The sequence below is a fragment of the Xanthomonas sp. LF02-5 genome, from assembly GCF_034105325.1.
Lineage (GTDB): Bacteria > Pseudomonadota > Gammaproteobacteria > Xanthomonadales > Xanthomonadaceae > Xanthomonas_A > Xanthomonas_A sontii.
The window spans coordinates 447,286-469,527 of record NZ_JAXGGF010000001.1; the positions used below are offsets into that span (position 1 = coordinate 447,286).

A 22,242-nucleotide genomic window follows, 5' to 3' on the forward strand; every position below is an offset into this window, starting at 1 on the left:
CACACGACGAGGCGAGGGCGCGCGCGCCATGCGCATCAGGCTTGAACCGGCGCCGCGTTTCGCTTACCTGGCAGCATCCGGCGGCGGCAGGTTGTCCGGGCCGGCATTGGCGCGGATCCAGGCGGCGCGTTGCGCCGGCGTCATCGCTTCCCAGCGGTCGCGCAGCGCCTTGCGCTGGTCCGGCGGCAGTGTGCGCATGCGCTCGAACAGCACCCGCGCCTCCTCGCGCTGCTGCGGGGTCATGTCCTCGTAGCGGCGGGCGCCCTTGCGTGCGCGGTCGCGTTGCTCGGGAGTCATCGACTGCCAGCGCTGCGCGTGCTCGAACATGCGTCGGCGTTGCTGCGGGGCATCGTTCCAGCGCTGGCGCAGGGGGGCGATCAGCAGTTCTCGCTGCTGTGGGCTCAGGTGTTCCCAGTCGGGCAGCGGCGGGCCGGAGTCGTCGTCGCGGTCGGCCGCGCTCGGCGGTGGCGGCGGCCCGGGCGGGGGCGGGGCGGCGAAGGCCGCCGGGACGGCAGTGCCGGCCAGCAGCGTCAGCGCCAGGGAGAGACGGATCAAGCGAGTCATCGGGTTCATTCCATTGCCAGCGAGGTATCGGAGCCCAGCCACAGGTACAGGTCGGGATTTTCGTCGAGCATCGCGGTCGCGGCCTGGTCGCTGTCGGCGGCCGCGCCGGCGCGCACCGAGGCGGTCGCGGCCACGGTCGTGGCAGTGGCGGTGGCGACGCTGGCGGTGGTGGTGGTCGGCATCGACGGTGCGGGGCGCAGCAGCAGATGCACGCCCAGCGCCGCGCCGAGCAGCGCTGGGACCGCCGCCAGCAGCCAGCCCCAGCGCCGGCTTGGCGCCGCGTGCGCATGGCTGGCCTGTTGGCGTGCGGCGCGCAGCCGCGCCAGGGTCGGCGCGGGCAGGGCCTGCAAGCCGGCCTGGTGGACGGCGCGCATCTGCGTGTCGAAATCCGCCGGGCGGGTGCGATCGGATGTCATCGGACGTCCTCCAGATGTTTCTGCAGCGCCTCGCGGGCGCGCGACAGATGGGTCTTTACCGAGCCTTCCGAGCAGCCCATCGCGCGTGCGGTGGTGGCCACGTCCAGCTCTTCCAGTACGCGCAGGGTGAAGGCCTCGCGCTGCCGGGCGGGCAGCGCGCGCAGCGCCGTCACCAGCCGCGCATGGGTCTGCCGACGCTCGTGCTGCTCGGACGGATTGGGGCCGTCGTCGGCCCAGTCCGGCGGGCTGTCCGCGTCACGCTCGCTGGTCGGCGCCCAGAAGCGCAGGCGGAAGGTGCGGCGGCGCTGCAGGTCGATGATGCGCCGGCGCAGGATGCTCCAGAACAGCGGCGTCCATTCCTGCGCCGGGCGCTCGCGGTAGGCCAGCAGCTTGATCATCGCGTCCTGCACCGCGTCCAGCGCGTCCTCGCGCTGGCGCAGTCCGGCTTCGGCGAAGCGGAACGCGCGCGGCCCGATCTCGGCCAGGAATGCGTCCAGCGACGCCGGCAGCGGACGCTGTTCGGTGTCGGCATCGGTCGATGGCGGTGCGAGGGCGGGCGTGCTCACCAGCACAGCTTAGCTTCCAGCAGGGGGATGCCGTGGTTAACGCGCGGTGGCGGGCGTGGTTGACCGGCCCGGCCTGGCGGCCTTCGCGCAACCGCATGCCGGCATCGCACAGCGGTTCAGCACGCGGTTATGATGCGGCGGACGGGCGCGGCGCCCGGGAGAATGGTGCGATGAGCGACGGGTTCGTGGCCTTGTACATCTTCATGCTGGCGGCCATCGCCGGGCATGTGATCATCTCGCGGGTGCCGGTGATCCTGCACACCCCGCTGATGTCCGGTTCCAACTTCATCCACGGCATCGTCCTGATCGGCGCGATGGTGGTGCTGGGGCATGCCGACACCACCCTGGAGAAAGCCATCGGCTTCGTCGCGGTGCTGCTCGGCGCCGGCAATGCCGCCGGCGGCTATGTGGTGACCGAGCGCATGCTGGACATGTTCAAGTCCAGCAAGCCGGATGCCTCCAAGACCAAGGCGAAGGATTGAATGCGCGGCATCGGCGCACCGCCGCGGCGCTGGCCGTGGCCGTCCTGCTGGCACTGCTCGGCCTCGCGCCGGGCGTCCTCTCGTACCTTCTGCCACTCGGGCAGATGTCCTTTTTCGGAGCACGCGTGCTGATGGAACTGTTGCCGATCCTGATCAAGAGCAGCTATCTGGTCGCCGCCACCCTGTTCCTGCTCGGCCTGCAGCGCATGGCCTCGCCCAGGACCGCGCGCAGCGGCATCCGCTGGGCCGGTTTCGGCATGCTGCTGGCGACTGCCGCCACCTTCCTGCTGCCGGGTCTGCACAACCTGCCGCTGATCGTGCTGGCGATCGTGCTCGGCACCGCCGCGGCGTGGATCTCCGCCAAGAAGGTGGCGATCACCGACATGCCGCAGATGGTCGCGCTGTACAACGGCATGGGCGGCGGCTCGGCGGCGGCGATCGGCGCAGTGGAGCTGCTGCGCTTCTCGTTCCTGATGCGCCGCGATACCACGCACTGGAGCGAGGCCGCGATCGCCGCGCTGGCCGCGCGCCAGCCGGATGCGACCACGCTGGCGCTTGCGGTGATCGGCTCGGCGATCGGTGCGGTGTCGCTGTCCGGCTCGATCATCGCCTGGGCCAAGCTCGACGGGCGCCTGGACAAGCGCGTCACCTTCCCCGCGCAGCAGGCGTTCAACCTGCTGGTGTGCGTGGCGATGCTGGGCGTGGGCGCCTGGGCCGCGATCAGCCTGAGTCCGCTGGCGATCGTGCTGTTCTTCGTGCTGGCGCTGGCCCTGGGCGTGCTGATGACGCTGCCGATCGGCGGCGCCGACATGCCGGTGGTGATCTCGCTGTACAACGCCTTCACCGGCCTGGCGGTGGCCTTCGAGGGCTACGTGCTCGGCAACGAGGCGCTGATCATCGCCGGCATGATGGTCGGCGCGGCCGGCATCCTGCTGACCCGGCTGATGGCCAAGGCGATGAACCGGCCGATCCGCGGCGTGCTGTTCTCCAACTTCGGCGGCGGCGGCCAGGCGCAGGCGATCGCCGGCAGCCAGAAGCCGATCGAGGCCGGCGACGTGGCGGCGATGATGGCCTACGCCGAGCGCGTGGTGATCGTGCCCGGTTACGGCATGGCGGTCGCGCAGGCGCAGCACAAGATCTGGGAGTTGGCGCAGCGGCTGATCGAGCGCGGGGTCAAGGTCAAGTTCGCGATCCACCCGGTGGCCGGGCGCATGCCCGGACACATGAACGTGCTGCTGGCCGAGGCCGGCGTGCCCTACGACCTGATCGCCGACATGGACGACATCAACCCCGAGTTCGCCAGCACCGACGTGTCGCTGGTGATCGGCGCCAACGACGTGGTCAATCCGGTGGCCAAGACCGACCCGGCCAGCCCGATCTACGGCATGCCGATCCTGGACGTGGTCAATTCCAGGAACGTCATCGTCATCAAGCGCGGCAAGGGCACCGGCTTCGCCGGCATCGAGAACGCGCTGTTCTATGCCGACAACACCCGCATGCTGTACGGCGACGGCGCCGAGGCGGCCGGCGCCCTGGTCAGCGAACTGAAGGCGCTGGATGGCGGCGGGCATTGAGCCGTTGCGGGCGGAGTGGCGGGGCAGGAGTGACGTAGCGAGCGCAGGGCGCAGGAGCGGCTTCGGGCGCGCCTACAAAAACGATGCGCTTCATGGCCAAGGCGGATGATCGGGGGGGATCAGGCGGCAACCATCATCGCCACCCAGCGGCGTCCGCCGCGCTCCGGCCGTGCTCAGCGCGCGCTGAAATACGCCGTGGCCACGCCGATGCCCAGCCACAGCAGGTCGCCCGGGCTGTTGGCCAGCAGGGTCAGGGTCCAGGCGTAGTGGGCGCCCATCTTCAGCGACGAATCCCAGACGTTCAGGCCCAGCCCCGCGCCCATCTGCGCGGCGGCGATACCCCAGTTGGCGGCGACGATCACCAGCACCGTGGCGCTCATCGCCACGGCGATGCGCAGCGGGCCGCGCGGCAGGTTGCCCAAACGCAGCATCCAGGCGATCTCCAGCGCCACCACCACGGCCATCCAGCCGGCCTGGCGACCCAGCGACAGCGCCACCAGCAACCAGGCGATCAGCGCGGTGAAACAGCCCATGGCGAGCAGCAGGGGCCACAGCCAGTGCGAGGGCCTGGCCGGCGTGGAGGAAGGTGGCATTCGATGTTCCCGGAGAAGGCGTACAGGATACTTCCGGCGCGCGCCCCGCGCACTCGGATAAACTGCACGACTTGCACCGGCGGGGCCTGGCCCCATATCGCCCCCATGTACTCACGCAGCAGCGAACCTGTCCAATTCGAACGCGATTGCGCCGCGGTGATGGTGCCGCAGGGCGACGCGGTGACCCTGCCCGCCGGCAGCTACGGCTATATCACCCAGGCCCTGGGCGGCAGCTACACGGTGTTCGTGGAGGGCAATCTGTTCCGCATCGCCGGCAAGGACGGCGACGCCATCGGCAAGGAGCCGCCGCCGGGGCTGGAGCTGCCCGAGGACGCCGGCGACGAGCAGGTCGAAGCCCTGATCTGGCAGCAATTGCGCACCTGCTTCGACCCCGAGATTCCGTTCAACATCGTCGATCTGGGCCTGATCTACGACGTGACCATGCATGCGCGCGAGGATGGCCAGCGCACCGTCGAGGTCAAGATGACGCTGACCGCGCCCGGCTGCGGCATGGGCGAGATCCTGGTCGACGACGTGCGCAGCAAGCTGGAAATGATCCCGACCATCGCCGAGGCCGACGTCGAGCTGGTGTTCGATCCGCCGTGGGGCCGGCATATGATGTCCGAGGCCGCGCGCCTGGAAACCGGCATGCTCTGACCCGCGCGCGACGCCTCGCGCGTCGCGACGGAGCCCGATCGGGCGCCGCCGCTGCCGTCGCCACGACGCTGCGGCCCTGGCCATCCCTCGACTACCACAGGAATTCCCGGTGTCCGCTACCGAGCCGTCCACGCAGTTCCGCCTGACCCCGTCCACCGCCGCGCGCAGCGCCGAGGCGCGCGCGCAGATCCTCGCCGCGCCGGGCTTCGGCAACTATTTCACCGACCACATGGTCGCCATCGAATGGAGCCGCGAGCAGGGCTGGCACGACGCCGAAGTGCGCGCTTACGGCCCGCTGGCGCTGGACCCGGCCGCCTCGGTGCTGCACTACGGCCAGGAGATCTTTGAAGGCATCAAGGCTTACCGCCATGCCGACGGCTCGATCTGGACCTTCCGCCCGGAGGCCAACGGCAAGCGCCTGCAGCGCTCGGCGCAGCGCCTGGCGCTGCCGGAGCTGCCGGTGGAGCTGTTCGTGGAATCGCTGCGGCAGCTGATCGCGGTGGATGCGGCGTGGGTGCCGTCGGCGCCGGAGACCAGCCTGTATTTCCGTCCGTTCATGATCGCCAACGAGGCCTTCCTGGGCGTGCGCGCCGCGCAGAAGGCCGGCTACTACGTCATCGCCAGCCCGGCCGGCGCCTATTTCGCCAAGGGCGTGGCGCCGGTGGCGATCTGGCTGTCCACCGACTACGCGCGCGCCGCTAAGGGCGGCACCGGCGCGGCCAAGTGCGGCGGCAACTACGCCGCCTCGCTGCTGCCGCAGCAGCAGGCGCAGGCGCAGGGCTGCTCGCAGGTGCTGTTCCTCGATCCGGTCGAGGGCAAGTACATCGAGGAACTGGGCGGCATGAACGTGTTCCTGGTGATGCGCGACGGCAGCCTGGTCACCCCGGCGCTGTCGGGCAGCATCCTGGAAGGCATCACCCGCGACAGCATCCTGCAACTGGCCCGCGACCGCGGCATGCAGGTGGTGGAGCGGCAGGTGTGCATCGACGAGTGGCGCGACGGCGTGGCCTCGGGCGAGATCGCCGAGGTGTTCGCCTGCGGCACCGCCGCGGTGGTGACCCCGATCGGCCAGCTCAAGGGCAAGGACTTCGCGGTCGGCGACCTGACCGCGCCCGCCGGCCCGGTGACGCTGTCGCTGCGCCAGGAACTCACCGACATCCAGTACGGCCGCGTGGCCGACCGCCACGGCTGGCTGGTGCGGCTGGGCTGAGCCGAACGCCAACGCTGCGGCGGCTGTCGGCTGCCCTGGCGAATGGACCTCATGCCACTTGGCGCATGGTCCGACAGCGTCGACCATCGCCGGCGACGTCCGCGCTGGTGCGCCGGGGCGTGCGATGTGTCGCCGCCCCGCCTCCGCATCGCGCCTTCCCGGGAGTCCGCTCCCCGGACATTCCGTGTCCGTCCCGATGTATGGCGCTGCCATGCAGGCGACCTCTGTCGTCTGTATCCACTGTCTCCTTTTCTTGTCCCGTGTGTCGCGCGGGAGCCAAAAATCTGCCCCTGATTTGCCGAGTCTGGCGTCTTCTCATGCTGCACCGCAGCAAAAATGAGGTGTAGCTCTCTTTATGACATCGACGTTCATTGCATTTCTTCGTTTTGTACAACGGATTTCCGTCACACCCTGCTCCATACGCGCTTGTACTGAGCTAGCGTCGATGAATGGTCGGCAACACGCCATCCGACCGGGCTCGCAACGCACGCCAGGTTCAGGTTTCGACCGGACCGGTGCGGCGCGGAACACCGCCATCAGGCGGCTACTCAACCGAAAGGAAGTCCGAATGTCCGAAATGTCGCATCGTGGGTCGCGCCAGCGTCCGTGGCTGGTCGTGCTGGGCGCGTCCGCTCTCACCTCCCTGTTGTTGGCCACCCCAGCCTTCGCCGGTGACGTGAACCTCTCCGGCCTGTCTTCCGAGCCGACCGTGCAGCGCTTCATCGTCAAGACCCGCGATGCCGCGCCGGTCAGCATCTCCAGCGCGTCCGCCGCCGCTGCGGCGCCCTCGGCGGCGCTGCGCGCGACGCTGCAGTCGGCCGCCGCCGCGCTGCCGGCCAAGAACGGCCGCGCGCTCGGCCTGACCAGCCTGCGCCGCCTGGCGGTGGGTCCGGAAGTGGTCAAGGCCAGCCGTCCGCTGGACCGCGCCGAGGCCGAGACGCTGATGCGGCAGATCGCCGCCGACCCGAACGTCGAATACGTCGAGGTCGACCAGCGCATGACCATCGCGCTGACTCCGAACGATCCGCGCCTGGGCGACCAGTGGGCCTTCGGCACCACCAACGCCGGCATCAACGTGCGCTCGGCCTGGGACAAGGCCAGCGGCGACGGCGTGGTCGTGGCGGTGATCGACACCGGCATCACCAGCCACCCGGACCTCAACGCCAACGTCCTGCAGGGCTACGACTTCATCAGCGATGCGGATTCGGCGCGCGACGGCGACGGCCGCGACAGCAACCCGGCCGACGAAGGCGACTGGGCCGCTGCCGGCGAGTGCTACTCCGGTTCGCCCGCCTCCAATTCCAGCTGGCACGGCACCCATGTGGCCGGCACCATCGCCGCGATCACCAACAACGGCACCGGCGTGGCCGGCACCGCGTTCAAGGCCAAGATCCTGCCGGTGCGCGTGCTCGGCAAGTGCGGCGGCTACACCTCCGACATCGCCGATGCGATCACCTGGGCCTCCGGCGGCACCGTCAGCGGCGTGCCGACCAACCAGAACCCGGCCGAAGTCATCAACATGTCGCTGGGCGGCAGCGGCACCTGCTCGAGCACCTACCAGAACGCCATCAACGGCGCGGTCAGCCGCGGCACCACGGTGGTGGTGGCGGCGGGCAACAGCTCGACCAACGTGTCCAGCTCGGTGCCGGCCAACTGCAACAACGTGATCGCGGTGGCGGCGACCACCTCGTCGCGGGCCAAGGCCAGCTACTCGAACTACGGCGCGGGCATCGACATCTCCGCGCCGGGCTCGAACATCCTGTCCACGCTCAACGACGGCACCACCACCCCGGGCAACCCGAGCTACGCCTCGTACAACGGCACCTCGATGGCGACCCCGCACGTGGCCGGTGTGGTCGCGCTGATGCAGTCGGTGGCGCCGACCGCGCTGACCCCGGCGCAGGTGGAAAGCACCATCAAGAACACCGCGGCCAGCTTCTCCTGCTCGCAGGGTTGCGGCGCCGGCCTGCTCGACGCCAACGCGGCGGTCACCGCGGCGTTGAACGGCGGCAGCAGCGGTGGTGGCGGTGGCGGTGGCAGCAGCAACGAGCTGCAGGACGGCGTGGCGGTCACCAACCTCAGCGCCAACAGCGGTTCCTCGCTGAACTACACGGTCAAGGTGCCGTCCGGCGCCAGCAGCCTGGTGGTCACCACCTCCGGCGGCAGCGGCGATGCCGACCTGTACGTGCGCTTCGGCAGCGCGCCGACCGACTCGGCCTACGACTGCCGTCCGTACAAGAACGGCAACAACGAGAGCTGCACCTTCAACTCCCCGCAGGCCGGCACCTACTATGTGCGGGTGAAGGCGTACAGCACGTTCTCCGGTGTCAGCCTGAAGGCCGACTACTGAGGCACTCCGTCGCGGCGGCCGCGCCATGGCCGCCGCGCACCTCCCGGTGCCGGATCGCAGCGGTCGGCCAGGACGCCGCCGCCGCCACTCTCGGTCGCCCCGCGCTTCGGCGCGGGGCTTTTTTGTTTGTGCCGCGTCCGGCCGCCCTGGTCCGGTCGTCTTGATGCATTCCGCAGCCGGGCTCGTCGCCGATCACAGATCTGCACATTGCGCCGCTTGCGCCCTCTACCCAACCCGCGCTTTGCCGCTATCCGCGGTGCAGGACCGTCCTGCGGCTGTCGCGTACGCGGTGGTCGCGGCCTGCACCGCCAGGTTCGAACCTGCGCGGTGGACGGCCGACTGCGCCATGTGTACAGCCCGGGGGGAGTCTCATGTTCAAGTACAGCGTGCTTCGGCGCCGCAGCGCCGCGTGCCTTTTGCTGCTGGCAGCCGCCGGCACCGCCGCTGCCGGCGAGATCGGATTGCAGGCGCTGGCGACGACGCCGAATCCACAGCGTTTCATCGTCACCTATCGCGATGGCGCCGCGCCTGCGCTGGCCTCGCGCGCGGCACCGCTGGCGGAGGCCGCGCGCATGTTGCCGGCCCGGCGCGGCCGTGCCCTCGGCCTGGCATCGTTGCGGCGCCTGGCGACCGGTGCCGACGTCATCGCCGCCGATCGCAGCCTGGATCGCGTCGAGGCGGAGACGCTGATGCGGCGCCTGGCCGCCGATCCGGCCGTCGCGCGCGTGGAGGTCGATGTGCTGTTGCGCCCCCTGCTGGTCCCGAACGATCCTGGCCTGTCTCAACAATGGGCGTTCGGAACCGGTACGGCGACGATCAATGTGCGCCCGGCCTGGGATCTGGCGACGGGCAAGGGCGTGGTGGTCGCAGTGCTCGATACCGGCATCACCGCACATCCGGATCTGGCTGCGAACGTGTTGCCGGGCTACGACTTCATCAGCGATCCCCTGGTGGCCGGCGATGGCGGCGGCCGCGACCGTGACGCCGCCGATCCGGGCGATGGCTATCCCGCCAATACCTGCGGTGCCGGTACGCCGGCGGCGAGTTCGAGTTGGCACGGCACGCATGTGGCCGGCACCATCGCCGCGGTCACCAATAATGCCGCCGGTGTCGCCGGCGTCGCCTTCAACGCGAAGCTCCTGCCGGTGCGTGTGCTGGGTAAATGCGGTGGTTATCTCTCCGATGTCGCCGACGCCATCGTCTGGGCGTCCGGCGGCACCATCGCCGGCGTTCCCGCCAACCCGACGCCGGCGCAGGTCATCAACCTGTCGCTGGGTGCCGCCGGAAGCTGTTCGCCGACGATGGCAGGGGCGATCGCGAGTGCGGTTGCGCGCGGGACCAGCGTCGTCGTCGCTGCGGGCAACAGCAACAGCGATGTCGCCGGCAGCGTGCCCGCCAACTGTCCGAACGTGATCGCGGTGGCCGCGACCACCTCCGCCGGCGCCCGTGCCAGTTTTTCCAACTATGGGGCGGGCGTGGACATTGCCGCTCCCGGACAGGGCATCCTGTCCACGCTCAATACCGGCACGCTGGGGCCGGGGGCGCCGGCGTATGCGTCCTACAGCGGCACCTCGATGGCGGCGCCGCACGTGGCCGGCGTCGCCGCGCTGGTGCTGTCGGCAGCGCTGAATCCGCTGACGCCGGCGGAACTGGAGGCTCGGCTGAAGGCCACCGCCAGCCCGCTGCCGGTGGCGTGCACTGCCGGCTGCGGTGCAGGGCTGGTCAATGCGGGTGCGGCGGTGGCGGCGACAGTGAAGGCGCAGACGCTGGTGCGTAGCGTGCCGATGGCAAATCTGTCGCTCAAGGCGGGAACGTCGCTGTACTACCAGATCACCGTGCCCGCCGGCACGTCGGCGCTGACGCTGGCCCTGAGCGGCGGCAGCGGCAATGCCGATCTGTACCTGCGCGCGGGCGCCCTGCCGACCGATACCGCATACGGTTGCCGGTCGGTCGCCGCCGGTACCACCGAGCGATGCACGCTGACCTTGCCGGCCGGGCTCTATTACGTGCGGATCAAGGCGGTCACCGCGGTGGCGGGCGTGAGTGCGACCGCGAGTTACTGACGCGCCTCACTCGCACAGATCGCAGGCACGTGCCTGCAGTGCGTCGAGCACCTGCGCGGCCTCCATTTCCAGTAGCAGGCCGCGCTGCCCGGCGTTGAACCAGACGCTGCCTGCGCCCAGTGCGGTTTGCTCGATCAGCACCGGCGCCGGCCGCTGCTGGCCCAGCGGACTGATGCCGCCGACCTTGTAGCCGGTGCGGCGCTCGGCCTCGGCGGCCTCCATCATCCGCGCCGCCTTGCCGCCCGCGGCGGCGGCCAGTTTCTTCAACTGCACGCGGCGGTCGGACGGGACCACCACGCAGACCGCGCGCGTGTCGACCCAGGCCATCAGACTCTTCAGCACCCGCTCCGGCGGCAGGCCCAGCGCCTGTGCCGCCTGCAGGCCCTTGGCGCCGGCTTCGGCTTCGTAGTCGTAGGGATGCAGCCGGTAGACGACGCCGGCCGCATCCAGCGCCTTGGTTGCGCGCGTGGCCTTGGACATCGTCGCCGCTCAGGCCGCTTCGAAACGGTTCGCCGCCACGTTCTTGCGCACCTTCTGCGGGTCCCAGATGCGCCCGTTCATGGCGATGTAGACGCCGGCCGGCAGCGACTGCACCGCGCCGACCGCGCAGCCGATGTTGAACTCGGCGTCGGAGCCGCGAAAGCGCGCCGGGTTCAGCGCACCGGTCATCACGATGGTCTTGCCCTCGATCGCCTGCAGCACTTTGCCGGTCTGCACCATCGAGTCGGTGCCGTGGGTGATCAGCACGTGGCGCGCGGACTGCGCGGCGATGGTGGCGCGGATCAGCTCGCGGTCTTCGTCTGTGATGTGCAGCGAATCCTTGCGGATGATCGGGATCACCGTGAAGCGGAAGGTCACGCCCAGTTCCTTGAGGATCTGGCCGATCTGCGGGTCGCCGATCTGGTAGTCGGACTTGTCGTCGAAGTAGATCTTGTCGATCGTGCCGCCGGTGGTGACGATCAGGAGTTCTTCCATTGCCGTTCCTAGAAGCATGTCGGGGCGCGGCCGTGGCCGCGCAGGCCGTCCATGATACCGGGCGCGGCGGTACGGCCGCTCAGTCGCGCCCGGCCGCGCTGCGGCGGCGGGCGAAGCGTGCGCGGATGCCCGGCGCGCTGGACAGGCCCACCACCAGCAGCGCCAGCAGCAGTTCCGCCCAGCCGTAGCCACGCTCTGGCGGGTGGCTCCAGGCGGTCATCACCCCGTGGCTGAACCACAGCAGCGCGCCGACGCCGCTCCAGAATCGTGCCACTGCCGAGCCGCGCAGCACGCCCACGGCCAGCAACAGCGGCGGCAGCGCGAACACCAGCAGGGCGGCGAGACGGTGGCGATCGTCGTGGAACCAGGTCGCGAACAGTGCCGCCAACGCCAGCAGCGTCGCCCCCAGCGCCACCCGCAGGCGCCCGCCGCTCATGGCGCTGCCAGTCGCTGCGCGATGTCGGCCAGGCGCCGGCCGAGCGCGCGCGCCAGCTGCGCTTCTTCCTCGCTGGGTTGCGGATCGTCGTCGGCGCCGGCGACGTGGCTGGCGCCGTACGGCGTGCCGCCGCTGCGGGTGCTGCTGAGCAGCGGTTCGGTGTAGGGAATGCCGACGATCAGGCAGCCGTGATGCAGCAGCGGCAGGTGCATCGACAGCAGGGTAGCTTCCTGGCCGCCGTGCAGCGACGCGGTCGAGGTGAACACCGCCGCCGGCTTGCCGGCCAGCGTGCCGCTGGCCCAGTCGGCGCCGAGCCCGTCGATGAAGTGCTTGACCGGCGCGGCCATGTTGCCGAAGCGGGTCGGGCTGCCCAGCGCCAGGCCCACGCACTCGCGCAGGTCGCTGGCGTCCACGTACGGCGCGCCGCTGTCGGGCACCGGCGGTGCGCTGGTCTGGGTGACCGCCGCCACCGGCGGCACGGTGCGCAGGCGCGCGGCCATGCCCGGCACCTCGCCGACGCCGCGCGCGATCTGCCGCGCCAGGCGCGCCACCGAGCCGCCGCGGCTGTAGTACAGGACCAGAATCTCGGCCATGCGGCCCTCTCGTGGATCGGAACGGCCGCCAGTATCGACGATGCCGGCGTCCATGCGCATCGGGTACCCTTGCCCGATGCAGCCGCTGGACACCGTCAATCTCTGGGCCGATCGCCTGCGCGACCGCGCGCGCATGCGCAGCTTCGCCGGCTTCCTGTGGCGGCGCTTCCTCGACGACCGCCTGTTCCAGGCTGCGGCCTCGCTGGCCTACACCACCATCTTCGCGCTGGTGCCGCTGGCGGTGGTGGTGTTCGGGGTGCTGTCGGCGTTCCCGGTGTTCGACAAGTGGAGCGACCAGCTCAGCGACTACATCTTTTCCAACTTCGTGCCGGCCGCGGCGCGTTCGGTGGAGTCCTACCTGCGGCAGTTCTCGGCCAGCGCCGGGCAACTGACCACCGCCGGCGTGATCGCGCTGGTGGTCTCGCTGCTGATCACCCTCAACAGCGTCGAGCAGACCTTCAACCAGATCTGGCGGGTGGTGTCGGCGCGGCCGCAGCTGACCCGCTTCCTGGTGTACTGGACCGTGCTGACCCTCGGCGCGCTGCTGGCCGCGGCCTCGCTGGCGGTGTCGGCGCGGTTCTTCGCGCTGCCGCTGTTCAAGACCAGCGAGGGCCGGCTGCTGGCGCAGGTGGTGCTGAGCGTGGCGCCGGTGCTGATCGAATTCGTCTGCATCACCCTGGTGTACCGGGTGGTGCCGCATCACACGGTCAAGCTGCGCCATGCGGTGCCGGGTGCACTGCTGGCGGTGCTGTTGCTGGAACTGGTGAAATGGGGCCTGAGCCTGTACCTGGGCAGCTTTCAGTCGTACCAGCGCATCTATGGCACGGTCGCGTTCGTGCCGATCTTCCTGCTGTGGATCTACCTGAGCTGGATCGCGATCCTGCTCGGTGCCTCGGTGTCCTCTTCGATCGCCGCCTTCCGCTACCAGCCGGCCTCGATGCGCCTGCCCGCCGGCTATGAGATCTACGGCCTGCTGCGCCTGCTCGGGCGCTTCGCGCAGGCGCGCAGGCAGGGCAGGGGGCTGCAGGAGGACCAACTCCTGGAACTGGAGCCGATGCTGACCGATTCGCTGGTGCAGGAACTGCTGTGCGAACTGGAGCGCATCCGCCTGCTCAGTCGTACCGAGCAGGGCGACTGGATGCTGGCTCGCGACCTGAGCGACGTGCCGGTGGCCGAGCTGTACGAGAATTGCCAACTGCGCATCCCTGTCGTCGAGACCTATCTGCCGTGCCGCGACGACGCCCTGGGCCAGGCGGCGTGCCGCGCGCTGGACGAACTGCGCCTGCCGTTGCGCGACGTGCTCAAGCGTCGCGTCGGCGACCTCTACACCGAGATTGGAGACCTTGCATGACCGCCATGCGCCTGCTGTTCCCGCTGTTCGCCGCTGCCGCCCTGCTGGCCGGGTGCGACCGCCAGCCCACGCCCAAGCCGGCCGACGGCGCCGCGACCACCGCGTCGTCCACCGCGCCCAAGGCGCCACCCGCCCCGGCAGCGCCGGAGGCGCCGGCCGCGCCGGCGGCCGGGCCGTCCGTGGTGCAGGAGACCCGCCCCGAGCCGACCCTGAAGATGAAGGCGGTGGACGGCCGCGAGTACGACCTGGCCGCGCACCGCGGGCAGTGGGTGGTGGTGAACTTCTGGGCCACCTGGTGCGCGCCGTGCCTGAAGGAGATGCCGGAACTGTCGGCCTTGCACGTGATGCGCGACAACATCGAGGTGGTGGGCCTGGCCTACGAGGACATCGAGCCGGCGGAGATGCAGGCGTTCCTGAAGCAGCACCCGGTCGCCTATCCGATCGTCATCGTCGACACCTATGCGCCGCCGGCCGACTTCGCCACCCCGCGCGGCCTGCCGATGACCTACCTGATCGCGCCCGACGGCAAGCTCGCCAAGCAATTCCTGGGGCCGGTCACCGCCCACGACATCGAAACCGCGATCGCCGCGGCCGGTGGCCCGGCGCCCGGGCAGGGCAAGGGGAAGGGAAAGGCGGCGGGGTGAGGGGGCGGTGGCCTGGGTGACCGCGGCCGCCGCCGGGATTGGGGATTCGGGATTGGGGATGCGCGCGTCGGAAGCGAAAAGTCTTCCTTGTGGGAGGGACTTCAGTCCCGACGCCTTGCGCGACCAGAGGACGGGATGGCTTCGCTCAGCCTCGGCTGAAGCCGCTCCTGCGGGGACAGCCGCCTCTTTAGTGGTGCGAGAGCCGAAACGACCGTAGAGGCGGCTTCAACCGCGGCGCGCTGTTCCCGGAATGGCTGTGAGTGGCGCGCTCGGCGACGCGCGGTCGCAAAGCGACGACTGCGCGCCGCAGGCTTCAACCAATCCCCAATCCCTAATCCCCACTCCCCGCCTCATACGACGGAATCGGCTGCAGCAATCCGAACTTTTCCTTGTGCAGCTTCTGCTTCAGCGGCGGAAGATCCAGGTCCGGTTCGTGCAGGCGGGTTTCCGGCAGTTGGTCGAGCAGGTGCCGGATCAGGGTCAGGCGGCCGCGCTTCTGGTCGTTGAAGTCGACCAGGGTCCATGGCGCATAGTCGCGGTGGGTGGCTTCCAGCATCGCCTCGCGCGCGCGGGTGTAGTCGGCGTACTGGCTGCGCGACTTCAGGTCCACCGGCGACAGCTTCCAGCCCTTCAATGGATCGTGCAGGCGCTCGGCGAAGCGTTTTTCCTGCTGCGCCTGGTCCACGCACAGCCAGTACTTGAACAGGCGGATGCCATCGTCCACCAGCAACTGCTCGAACAGCGGGGTCTGGCGCAGGAAGGCGTGGTATTCGGCATCGCTGCAGTAGCCCATGACCCGCTCCACGCCGGCGCGGTTGTACCAGCTGCGGTCCATCAGCACGATCTCGCCGGCCGCCGGCAGGTGCGCGATGTGGCGCTGGAAATACCACTGCGTGGCTTCGCGGTCGGTCGGCTTGGGCAGGGCGACCACGCGGCACTGGCGCGGGTTCAGGTGTTCGGCGATGGCCTGGATCGCGCCGCCCTTGCCGGCGGTGTCGCGGCCTTCGAACAGCACCAGCACGCGCTCGCCGCTGTGCTGCACCGCCTGCGCCATCGCGGTCAGTTCCAGTTGCAGCGGCTGCATCAGGGACTTGTACTGTTTGCGCTTGAGGTGGCTCATTTGCTGCTCCGCTTGCGGGTGCCGGTGCCGGCCATGCTGCGCGCCACTTCCAGCAGCGCGCCCTGCTGGCGGGTGTCGAGGGCGCGGTAGGCCTGCAGCAGATCGTGTTCGCCGCGGGTGCGTGCCGGGTCCAGTTGGCTGGCCAGTTCGCCGAGCAGGGCGCCGGCGGGGACGCCGAAGGTGCGCGCCAGCGCGGTTAACTGGGCGCGCCCGGGCAGCTTTTCGCCCGCCATCCAGGCCTTGACCGTGGCCGCGCCGGCGCGCGGGATGGCCGCGGCGATGTCCGCGGCGCTCATGCCGCTGGCCTTGGCCAGCAGACGCAACGTGGTGTCCAGGGGCATGCGGGAGTCCAGGTCATTCCTTCAGCCGCGGGCGCAGCGTGGCCAGATTGCAGGGGCGGGTGCGGGCATCCAGTTGCGCGGCGATGATCCGCTCCCAGGCCGTGCGGCAGGCCGAGGTGGAGCCGGGCAGGCAGAACAGGAAGGTGGCGTTGGCCAGGCCGGCGAAGGCGCGCGACTGCAGCGAGGAGGTGCCGATCTCCTCGACGCTGATCGCGCGGAACAGCTCGCCGAAGCCTGGCATCTCCTTGTCCAGCAGCGGCAGCAGCGCCTCGGGCGTGGAATCGCGGCCGGTGAAGCCGGTGCCGCCGGTGACCAGGATGCCGTCCACCTCCGGATCGGCGATCCAGGCCGAGACCGTGGCGCGCATCCGGTAGCGGTCGTCCGGCAGCAGTTCCCGTGCGTGCAGGCGATGGCCGACGCCGCCGAGAGCGGCGACCAGATAGTCGCCGGAGCTGTCCTGGTCGAGGGTGCGCGTGTCCGAGACGGTCAGCACGCACAGGTTCAATGCGATGAAGTCGGCGTTGGCGGTCATGCCGGCAGCCTAGCGGCTCGCCCGGCCGGCGTACAGCCTGGGCGCGTTGGCGCTTCAGCCGCGGCTACGGCGGGGTTGGCGCGTTGTGGTGGACGACGGCAATGGGGGCGCTTCGGGCCGCCGAAGTGTGCGCCTGGGCGTGGTGATCGCGCGCTGGGATCGCCGCCCGGGCGGGGAGCCGCATCCGCGCACGTTGCTGGCGCGCGCCCGCCGATTCAGGCGTGGAGGTGGACCGGGGTCGTGCCGTCGCATGGCAGGACCAGGGTGCGTGGCCGGAAACGATGGACGCTGGCGGCACGATCGGCGGCCAGCGGCAAGCGCTCGGGTTCGCGCTGCAGGGCACGTCGCTGTGCCTCCGCACTGTGCCACTCGGTGCATTCGAGCAGGGTGCGGCCGTCGTCCGACAGGTACAGGTGCGCGGCGATCAGGCCGCGCAGCGCATGTGCGCCATCCTGCAGGGCGGCGAAGGCGGCATCGGCGCGGCTTTGCGCCTGCGCTGCATTGCGGGTCGGGACGCGGGTCATCACCACGCAGGACGCTGCCCGGTGCGGATCGGATACGCCGCTGCGGATGCGCCGGTAGCGCCGCAGCGTCCGCCGCAGCGCCGGCAGGCGTGCACGCAGCAGTCCATGCAGTGCTGGCGCCGCGTCGCAGCAGCAGCGTGCGTACAGCAGGTCGGGGGCATCGCCCAGCGATTCCATCCAGGTCAGGGCATGCAGCCGGTGATCGCACAGGCCGCGCATGCAGTCGAACAGCGCGGCGCGATCCGGAATGGGGGCTTCGGCGAGCAGCATGCTGCGAACGGGGGCGGAAGAATCGGGCGTCGGCATCGGGAGCGGCAGCGACATTGCGGGATCTGCACGAGGAGCGTGCGCGCAGTGTCGGACCTCAAGTTCACTTGAGGTCAAGCGCTTCGGTAGCTCGACTTGCACGCTGGCGACTGCGCCCATGCGCCTCACGGGCTGCCGTTGGCTGGGTCGCTGCGACCTGCAGCGACGCTCGTCCACACCAACCGTGCGCTGTGACGCAAGCGCGCTCGGCGATGGGAGACGGCGATGCGGATGTACCGGCGGTGATGTCGATGGCGACGTTGACTGGCGATACGTCGCTACGCCGTCCGTTGCTGGATGTGCCGCCGCGGCCTTGTGGCGCATCCGTGAGCGATCGATCAGGTCGAGCCTGCGCCTTCCCATCCATGCCGCGAAGCCGTGTCGCGCAGCAGCGCGGCGAAGTCGTCGGCGAAGCCGCGCATGTCGAACAGGCCGCTGTCCGCGCGCCGCGCCTGCAGCCGCTCGCGCAGCGCCTGCCGCGCCGCGGGATCGCGCCCCAGGCGCACCGCGGTGGCGACGAACGCTGCGTCGTCGGCGGCATTCATGTCGTCCAGGCCGAGATGATGATTGAGGCTGCCGGCCACGCGTGCGGCAAAGGTGCTGCCGGGGCAGGTCAGCACCGGGCAGCCGGCCCACAAGGCATCGGAGGCGGTGGTGTGGGCGTTGTACGGATGCGTGTCCAGGAACAGGTCGGCCTGCCGGTAGCGTGCCAGATAGTCCGGATGCGCCAGCTTGGGCATGAAACGCAGGCGCGTCGGGTCCACGCCGGCCGCCGCGGCGGCCGCACGCAGTCGGTCATCGGCCTGGCCCGGGCCGGACAGCAGCCACAGCACGCTGTCCGGCACCTGGCGCAGCACCTCCAGCATCCGCGCCATGCTGCGCGGGCCGAGCTTGTAGCTGTTGTTGAAGCAGCAGAACACGGTGCCGTGCTCGGGCAGGCCGCAGTCGCGGCGCGCGGGCGGGGTGCCGACATGGCGGGTGTCGTCGGACGGCTGGAACGCGCGCGGCAGCCGCAGCACCCGCTCGCTGTAGTGCGCGGCCAGCGTCGGCGGCAACGCGTAGGCGTCGCCGACCACGTAGTCGATCCAGGGTGCGCCGGAGGTGCCGGGGTAGGCCAGCCAGTTCACCTGCACCGGCGCCGGACGCAGCGCCAGCACTTCCGGCGTGCCGCCGCCGCCCCAGCCGCGCAGATCGAACAGCAGGTCGATGCCGGTATCGCGGATGCGCTGGGCGATCTGCCGATGCGGCTGTCCGGCCACGTCGTGCCAGGCATGTGCAGCCGCCTGCAGCCGCGCACGCAGCGCGCTGCGGTCGTCGCCGTTGAGCGCGAACAGGTGCACCTGCAGGTCGGCATGCGCGCGCAAGCGCTCGAACAGGGCAACGGTCAGCAGGCCGGTGGGATGCGCGCCGAAGCCGTTGGACAGGAAGCCGATGCGCAGCGCGCCATCGCCGCGCACCTGCGCAGCGGGCAGCGGCGCGAGAGAGCGCGCCAGCGCCTGGGCGCGGTTGCGCGCGCAGCGCAGTTGTTCGTCCGCGCCCGCGTCCTCGTTGAGGAAGGCGAACGGTTCGATTGCCGGGTGGCCTTGCCGTACCGCGCCGCGCACCTGCTGCGATAGCGCGTCCAGTCCGCGCCAGTCGCACAGCTTGCGCCGCCAGTTCAGCAGGTAGGCGGCGATCGACGGTTCCTGCGGCAACAGTGCATGCGCGTGGGCATAGGCTTGCGCCGCGGCTTCCGCCTCGCCATTGTCTTCCAGGGCGTGGCCGAGCCATACCGCGATGCCGGGGTGCTGGGGCGCCTGCCGCAGTGCCTCGCGCAATGCCTGCGCTGCGTCGGCATGACGACCCTGGGTCCAGCGCACCCGTCCCAGTCGCGCCAGCGCCTCCGGATGCCCCGGGCGCAACTGCAGCGCGCGCACGGCGGCCTGTTCGCCGGCCGCCACTGCGCCGGCGCCGAGTTCGGCGTCGGCGAGCATCACCCAGGCCAGGAAGTCCTGCGGATCGCGCCGCACCGCGGCCTGCAGTTGCAGGCGTTCGTCGACGCCGCCGCCGTTCATGCGGCCGTGGCGGCCGCGATCGACCGCGGGCGGTGCACGCTCACGGCACCAGCGCCTTGGCGTAGTGCTGCGCGCTCAGGTCCTGCTGCCAGCCGCAGGCGCGGTAAAGGGCCTGCGCGGACAGATTGTCCTGCGCCGTCTCCAGCACGATGCGTGCCGCGCCATCGTTCGCGGCATGGCGTTCGGCGGCATGCAGCAGCGCCTGCGCCACGCCGTGGCGGCGGTGCGCCGGGGCGACGTACAGGTCGTTGAGGATCCACAGCCGCGCTGCCCGCACCGAAGAGAAGGACGGATACAACTGCACGAAGCCGGCGGCCTGCGCATCGCGTTCGGCCAGCAGCACGACCGACTCGGCCTTGGCCAGGCGCGCAGCCAGGAACGCGTGCGCGGTCGCCGGGTCCGGCGCCTGCCCATAGAACTGCCGGTAGGCATCGAACAGCGCTGCCAGCGCCGGCAGGTCGTGCGCATCGGCCTGGCGCACGCGCACGCTCATGGGCTGTCGCTCAGGCGCGCCAGTTCGTCGACCTGGTGCTCGTGGCTCAGGCGTCCGATCAGTGCATCGAGGTCGCCCTCGATCACGTTCGGCAGGTCGTACAGGGTCAGGCCCTCGACGCGGTGGTCGGTGATGCGGCCCTGCGGGAAGTTGTAGGTGCGGATGCGCTGGCTGCGGTCGCCGCTGCCGACCTGCAGCTTGCGGTCCTGCGCCTCGGCCGCGGCCTGCTTGCTGCGCTCGGCCTCCAGCAGCTGCGCCTTGAGCCGCTTCAGCGCCTTGTCGCGGTTGGCGTGCTGGCTGCGCTCGGTCTGGCACTCCACCACCACGCCGCTGGGCACGTGGGTGATGCGGATCGCCGACTCGGTCTTGTTGACGTGCTGGCCGCCGGCGCCGGAGGAGCGGAAGGTGTCGATCTTCAGGTCGGCCGGGTTGATCGCGATCTCCTCCACGTCGTCGGCCTCGGGGATGATCGCTACGGTTGCCGCGGAGGTGTGGATGCGGCCCTGCGATTCGGTCGCCGGCACGCGCTGCACGCGGTGCGTGCCGGATTCGAATTTCAGCTTGGAGTAGGCGCCGCGGCCGACGATGCGCGCCACGACTTCCTTGTAGCCGCCGTGCTCGCCGGGGCTGTCCGATTCCACTTCCACCTTCCAGCCCTGGCGCTCGGCGTAGCGCGCATACATGCGGAACAGGTCGCCGGCGAAGATCGCCGCCTCGTCGCCGCCGGTGCCGGCACGCACTTCCAGGAACAGGTTGCCGTCGTCGCGCGGGTCGCGCGGCACCAGCAGCAGCGCCAGTTCCGCGTCGAGTTCGGCCAGGCGCGCCTGCGCGGCGGCGATTTCCTCCTCGGCCAGTTCGCGCAGTTCCGGATCGGCCCGCATCGCCTCGGCCGAGGCCAGGTCGGCCTTGGCCGCGGCCTCGGCGGCCAGCGCGGCGGCGACCGGCTCCAGTTGCGCGAATTCGCGCGAGTAGTCGCGGAAGCGCGTGTTGTCGCTCACCACCTCGGGGTCGGACAGCAGGCGTTCGAGTTCTTCGCGACGCTCGGCCAGCGCCTCCAGCTTACGGCGCAGGGTCGGTGTCATCGGTCTTCAGAATGGGGTGGAAATAGCCCGGCTTCTCCGGGAACAGGCGCTCGGCGGCGCGCGCCAGCTCGGCGTCGCCGCGCAGCGCCGCCTCGCGCAGCGCCGCGGTGGGCGGATGCAGCAGGCGGTTGGTCAGGGTGTTGGCGAGAAATTCCAGCACCTCGTCGGCAGGCTTGCCGTGCGCCAGTTGCTGCCGCGCCTTGGCCAGCACGTCGTCGCGGGTGCTGTCGCCGTGCGCGCGCAGGCGCTTGAGCGGCGCCTGGCGGGTGCTGGCCTGCAGCGCCTCCATGTAGCGCACGACCTGCAGGTCGATGATCGCCTCGGCCGCCTCGGCGGCCTCGCGGCGGCCGCGGCGGTTGTCCTCGACCGCGCGCTCCAGGTCGTCGACGGTGTACAGGTAGGCGTCGGCGAGGTCGGCCACGCCGGCCTCGATGTCGCGCGGCACCGCCAGGTCGAACAGCAGCATCGGCTTGTGCTTGCGCGCGCGCAGCGCCTGCTCGACCTGGGCCCGCGTCACCACCGGCTCGCGCGCGGCGGTGGCCGAGAACACCACGTCGGCCTCGTGCAGGTGCCGCTCCAGTTCGCTCAGCGGCAGCGCCACGCCACCGTGGCGGCTGGCCAATTCCTGTGCGTGGGCGAGGGTGCGGTTGGCGATCAGCAGGCGCCGCACGCGGCCCTCGCTGAGATGCTTGGCGGCCAGCTCGATGGTCTCGCCGGCGCCGACCAGCAGCACGGTCGATTCGCTGAGCCGGGCGAACGAGCTCTGCGCCAGGCGCACCGCGGTGGAGGCGACCGAGACCGGATTGGCGCCGACCCGGGTGTCGGTGCGCGCGCGCTTGGCCACCGAGAAGGTCTGCTGGAACAGCCGGTCCAGGCGGCTGCCCATCGCCCCATGCTCGCGTGCCAGCGACCAGGCGTCCTTCACCTGGCCGAGGATCTGCGGCTCGCCCAGCACCATCGAGTCCAGCCCGGTGGCGACCCGGAACAGGTGCCGCACCGCGTCCGCGTCCTGGTGCTGGTACAGATAGCCGTGTAGGCCGGCGGCATGCGAATCCAGCCAGTCGGCCAGGTGCTGCGCATCGCCGGCGATGGCGTACAGCTCGGTGCGGTTGCAGGTGGACAGCAGTGCCGCCTCGGCGACGTCGGGCAGCCCACGCAGCGATTGCAGTGCGCGCGGCAATGCGTCGCCGGCGAATGCCACCCGTTCGCGCAGGTCGACCGGCGCGGTCTGGTGGTTCAATCCGAGCACCCACAACGTCATCTGTTCAGTTGCTTGCGATAAGCTGCTGGCCATTCAGGGCCCCATTTTACGGCCC

24 protein-coding genes are annotated in these 22,242 nt (G+C 70.5%); 8 read left to right on the top strand and 16 right to left on the bottom strand.

Going from position 1 to position 22,242, the window contains the following annotated elements; all coding sequences use genetic code 11:
* Nucleotides 1–63 precede the first annotated feature (63 nt).
* The 3 genes from SLW52_RS01955 to SLW52_RS01965 are packed head-to-tail and all read right to left on the bottom strand — an operon-like array spanning nucleotide 64 to nucleotide 1,552.
* On the bottom strand, nucleotides 64–564 hold the full coding sequence (locus SLW52_RS01955; protein WP_026143493.1) for a DUF3106 domain-containing protein: 501 nt from the start codon (nucleotides 562–564) through the stop codon (nucleotides 64–66).
* A 5-nt stretch (nucleotides 565–569) separates the two neighbouring features.
* Nucleotides 570–980, bottom strand: coding sequence for a hypothetical protein (locus SLW52_RS01960; protein WP_320739536.1), 411 nt, complete (start codon nucleotides 978–980; stop codon nucleotides 570–572).
* Nucleotides 977–1,552: an RNA polymerase sigma factor gene (locus SLW52_RS01965; RefSeq protein WP_017909518.1), complete on the bottom strand. Its 576-nt coding sequence runs from the start codon at nucleotides 1,550–1,552 to the stop codon at nucleotides 977–979. The genes SLW52_RS01960 and SLW52_RS01965 overlap by 4 nt, the downstream gene beginning before the upstream one ends.
* 164 nt (nucleotides 1,553–1,716) lie before the next feature.
* Between SLW52_RS01965 and SLW52_RS01970 the strand changes: the two genes are divergently transcribed.
* Together SLW52_RS01970 and SLW52_RS01975 are read left to right on the top strand one after the other, a co-directional pair.
* Nucleotides 1,717–2,028, top strand: coding sequence for an NAD(P) transhydrogenase subunit alpha (locus SLW52_RS01970; protein ID WP_017909519.1), 312 nt, complete (start codon nucleotides 1,717–1,719; stop codon nucleotides 2,026–2,028).
* 131 nt (nucleotides 2,029–2,159) lie between these two features.
* Nucleotides 2,160–3,602, top strand: a complete 1,443-nt coding sequence (locus SLW52_RS01975) for an NAD(P)(+) transhydrogenase (Re/Si-specific) subunit beta (protein ID WP_087963684.1) — start codon at nucleotides 2,160–2,162, stop codon at nucleotides 3,600–3,602.
* Between the two features lie 173 nt (nucleotides 3,603–3,775).
* Here SLW52_RS01975 and SLW52_RS01980 read toward each other — a convergent pair whose 3' ends face one another.
* Entirely contained in the window at nucleotides 3,776–4,195 is a 420-nt protein-coding gene (locus SLW52_RS01980; protein WP_150410383.1) for a hypothetical protein, read from the bottom strand.
* Nucleotides 4,196–4,300: 105 nt separating this feature from the next.
* On the opposite strand from SLW52_RS01980, the gene sufT reads away from it, so the two are divergent.
* The 4 genes from sufT to SLW52_RS02000 all read left to right on the top strand — a co-directional run bounded on the left by sufT (nucleotide 4,301) and on the right by SLW52_RS02000 (nucleotide 10,475).
* The gene (gene sufT / locus SLW52_RS01985; protein ID WP_017909071.1) at nucleotides 4,301–4,852 is read left to right on the top strand and encodes a putative Fe-S cluster assembly protein SufT; all 552 of its coding nucleotides are present in this window, start codon (nucleotides 4,301–4,303) and stop codon (nucleotides 4,850–4,852) included.
* 109 nt (nucleotides 4,853–4,961) lie between these two features.
* Nucleotides 4,962–6,062: a branched-chain amino acid aminotransferase gene (locus SLW52_RS01990; RefSeq protein WP_295907724.1), complete on the top strand. Its 1,101-nt coding sequence runs from the start codon at nucleotides 4,962–4,964 to the stop codon at nucleotides 6,060–6,062.
* A gap of 577 nt (nucleotides 6,063–6,639) precedes the next feature.
* Nucleotides 6,640–8,412, top strand: coding sequence for a S8 family peptidase (locus SLW52_RS01995; protein ID WP_152236319.1), 1,773 nt, complete (start codon nucleotides 6,640–6,642; stop codon nucleotides 8,410–8,412).
* Nucleotides 8,413–8,783: 371 nt separating this feature from the next.
* The gene (locus SLW52_RS02000) at nucleotides 8,784–10,475 is read left to right on the top strand and encodes a S8 family peptidase (RefSeq protein WP_320739532.1); all 1,692 of its coding nucleotides are present in this window, start codon (nucleotides 8,784–8,786) and stop codon (nucleotides 10,473–10,475) included.
* A 6-nt stretch (nucleotides 10,476–10,481) separates the two neighbouring features.
* On the opposite strand, the gene ybaK is transcribed toward SLW52_RS02000, so the two are convergent.
* From ybaK to wrbA, 4 genes are all read right to left on the bottom strand, one after another.
* A complete protein-coding gene (gene ybaK / locus SLW52_RS02005; protein ID WP_017909074.1) occupies nucleotides 10,482–10,955 on the bottom strand; it encodes a Cys-tRNA(Pro) deacylase in 474 nt (157 codons plus the stop codon).
* Between the two features lie 9 nt (nucleotides 10,956–10,964).
* Entirely contained in the window at nucleotides 10,965–11,450 is a 486-nt protein-coding gene (locus SLW52_RS02010; RefSeq protein ID WP_017909075.1) for an asparaginase domain-containing protein, read from the bottom strand.
* Nucleotides 11,451–11,529: 79 nt separating this feature from the next.
* Nucleotides 11,530–11,886 (bottom strand): DUF2069 domain-containing protein, encoded by a 357-nt coding sequence (locus SLW52_RS02015; protein ID WP_320739530.1) that lies wholly within the window; start codon nucleotides 11,884–11,886, stop codon nucleotides 11,530–11,532.
* Nucleotides 11,883–12,479 carry an NAD(P)H:quinone oxidoreductase gene (gene wrbA / locus SLW52_RS02020; RefSeq protein ID WP_267086207.1) on the bottom strand — a complete coding sequence of 199 codons (597 nt, stop codon included), beginning with the start codon at nucleotides 12,477–12,479 and terminating at the stop codon, nucleotides 11,883–11,885. The genes SLW52_RS02015 and wrbA overlap by 4 nt, the downstream gene beginning before the upstream one ends.
* Nucleotides 12,480–12,555: 76 nt before the next feature.
* On the opposite strand from wrbA, the gene SLW52_RS02025 reads away from it, so the two are divergent.
* On the top strand, nucleotides 12,556–13,830 hold the full coding sequence (locus SLW52_RS02025) for a YihY family inner membrane protein (protein WP_043093046.1): 1,275 nt from the start codon (nucleotides 12,556–12,558) through the stop codon (nucleotides 13,828–13,830).
* Between the two features lie 23 nt (nucleotides 13,831–13,853).
* On the top strand, nucleotides 13,854–14,474 hold the full coding sequence (locus SLW52_RS02030) for a TlpA disulfide reductase family protein (RefSeq protein ID WP_225851586.1): 621 nt from the start codon (nucleotides 13,854–13,856) through the stop codon (nucleotides 14,472–14,474).
* Between the two features lie 331 nt (nucleotides 14,475–14,805).
* Here SLW52_RS02030 and ppk2 read toward each other — a convergent pair whose 3' ends face one another.
* From ppk2 to hemA, 8 genes are all read right to left on the bottom strand, one after another.
* Nucleotides 14,806–15,594, bottom strand: a complete 789-nt coding sequence (gene ppk2 / locus SLW52_RS02035) for a polyphosphate kinase 2 (protein WP_152236315.1) — start codon at nucleotides 15,592–15,594, stop codon at nucleotides 14,806–14,808.
* Nucleotides 15,591–15,935, bottom strand: a complete 345-nt coding sequence (locus SLW52_RS02040; RefSeq protein ID WP_017911650.1) for a helix-turn-helix domain-containing protein — start codon at nucleotides 15,933–15,935, stop codon at nucleotides 15,591–15,593. Before SLW52_RS02040 ends, ppk2 begins: the two co-directional genes overlap by 4 nt.
* 13 nt (nucleotides 15,936–15,948) lie before the next feature.
* A complete protein-coding gene (gene moaB, locus SLW52_RS02045) occupies nucleotides 15,949–16,467 on the bottom strand; it encodes a molybdenum cofactor biosynthesis protein B (protein WP_267095789.1) in 519 nt (172 codons plus the stop codon).
* Nucleotides 16,468–16,682: 215 nt separating this feature from the next.
* Nucleotides 16,683–17,417 (bottom strand): hypothetical protein, encoded by a 735-nt coding sequence (locus SLW52_RS02050; RefSeq protein WP_320739527.1) that lies wholly within the window; start codon nucleotides 17,415–17,417, stop codon nucleotides 16,683–16,685.
* Nucleotides 17,418–17,635: 218 nt separating this feature from the next.
* Entirely contained in the window at nucleotides 17,636–19,351 is a 1,716-nt protein-coding gene (locus SLW52_RS02055; RefSeq protein ID WP_320739525.1) for a tetratricopeptide repeat protein, read from the bottom strand.
* A gap of 40 nt (nucleotides 19,352–19,391) precedes the next feature.
* Nucleotides 19,392–19,844: a GNAT family N-acetyltransferase gene (locus tag SLW52_RS02060; RefSeq protein ID WP_267100044.1), complete on the bottom strand. Its 453-nt coding sequence runs from the start codon at nucleotides 19,842–19,844 to the stop codon at nucleotides 19,392–19,394.
* Nucleotides 19,841–20,926, bottom strand: a complete 1,086-nt coding sequence (gene prfA, locus SLW52_RS02065; RefSeq protein ID WP_010341257.1) for a peptide chain release factor 1 — start codon at nucleotides 20,924–20,926, stop codon at nucleotides 19,841–19,843. Before prfA ends, SLW52_RS02060 begins: the two co-directional genes overlap by 4 nt.
* A complete protein-coding gene (gene hemA, locus SLW52_RS02070) occupies nucleotides 20,904–22,187 on the bottom strand; it encodes a glutamyl-tRNA reductase (RefSeq protein ID WP_017908875.1) in 1,284 nt (427 codons plus the stop codon). The genes prfA and hemA overlap by 23 nt, the downstream gene beginning before the upstream one ends.
* Nucleotides 22,188–22,242: the final 55 nt, after the last annotated feature.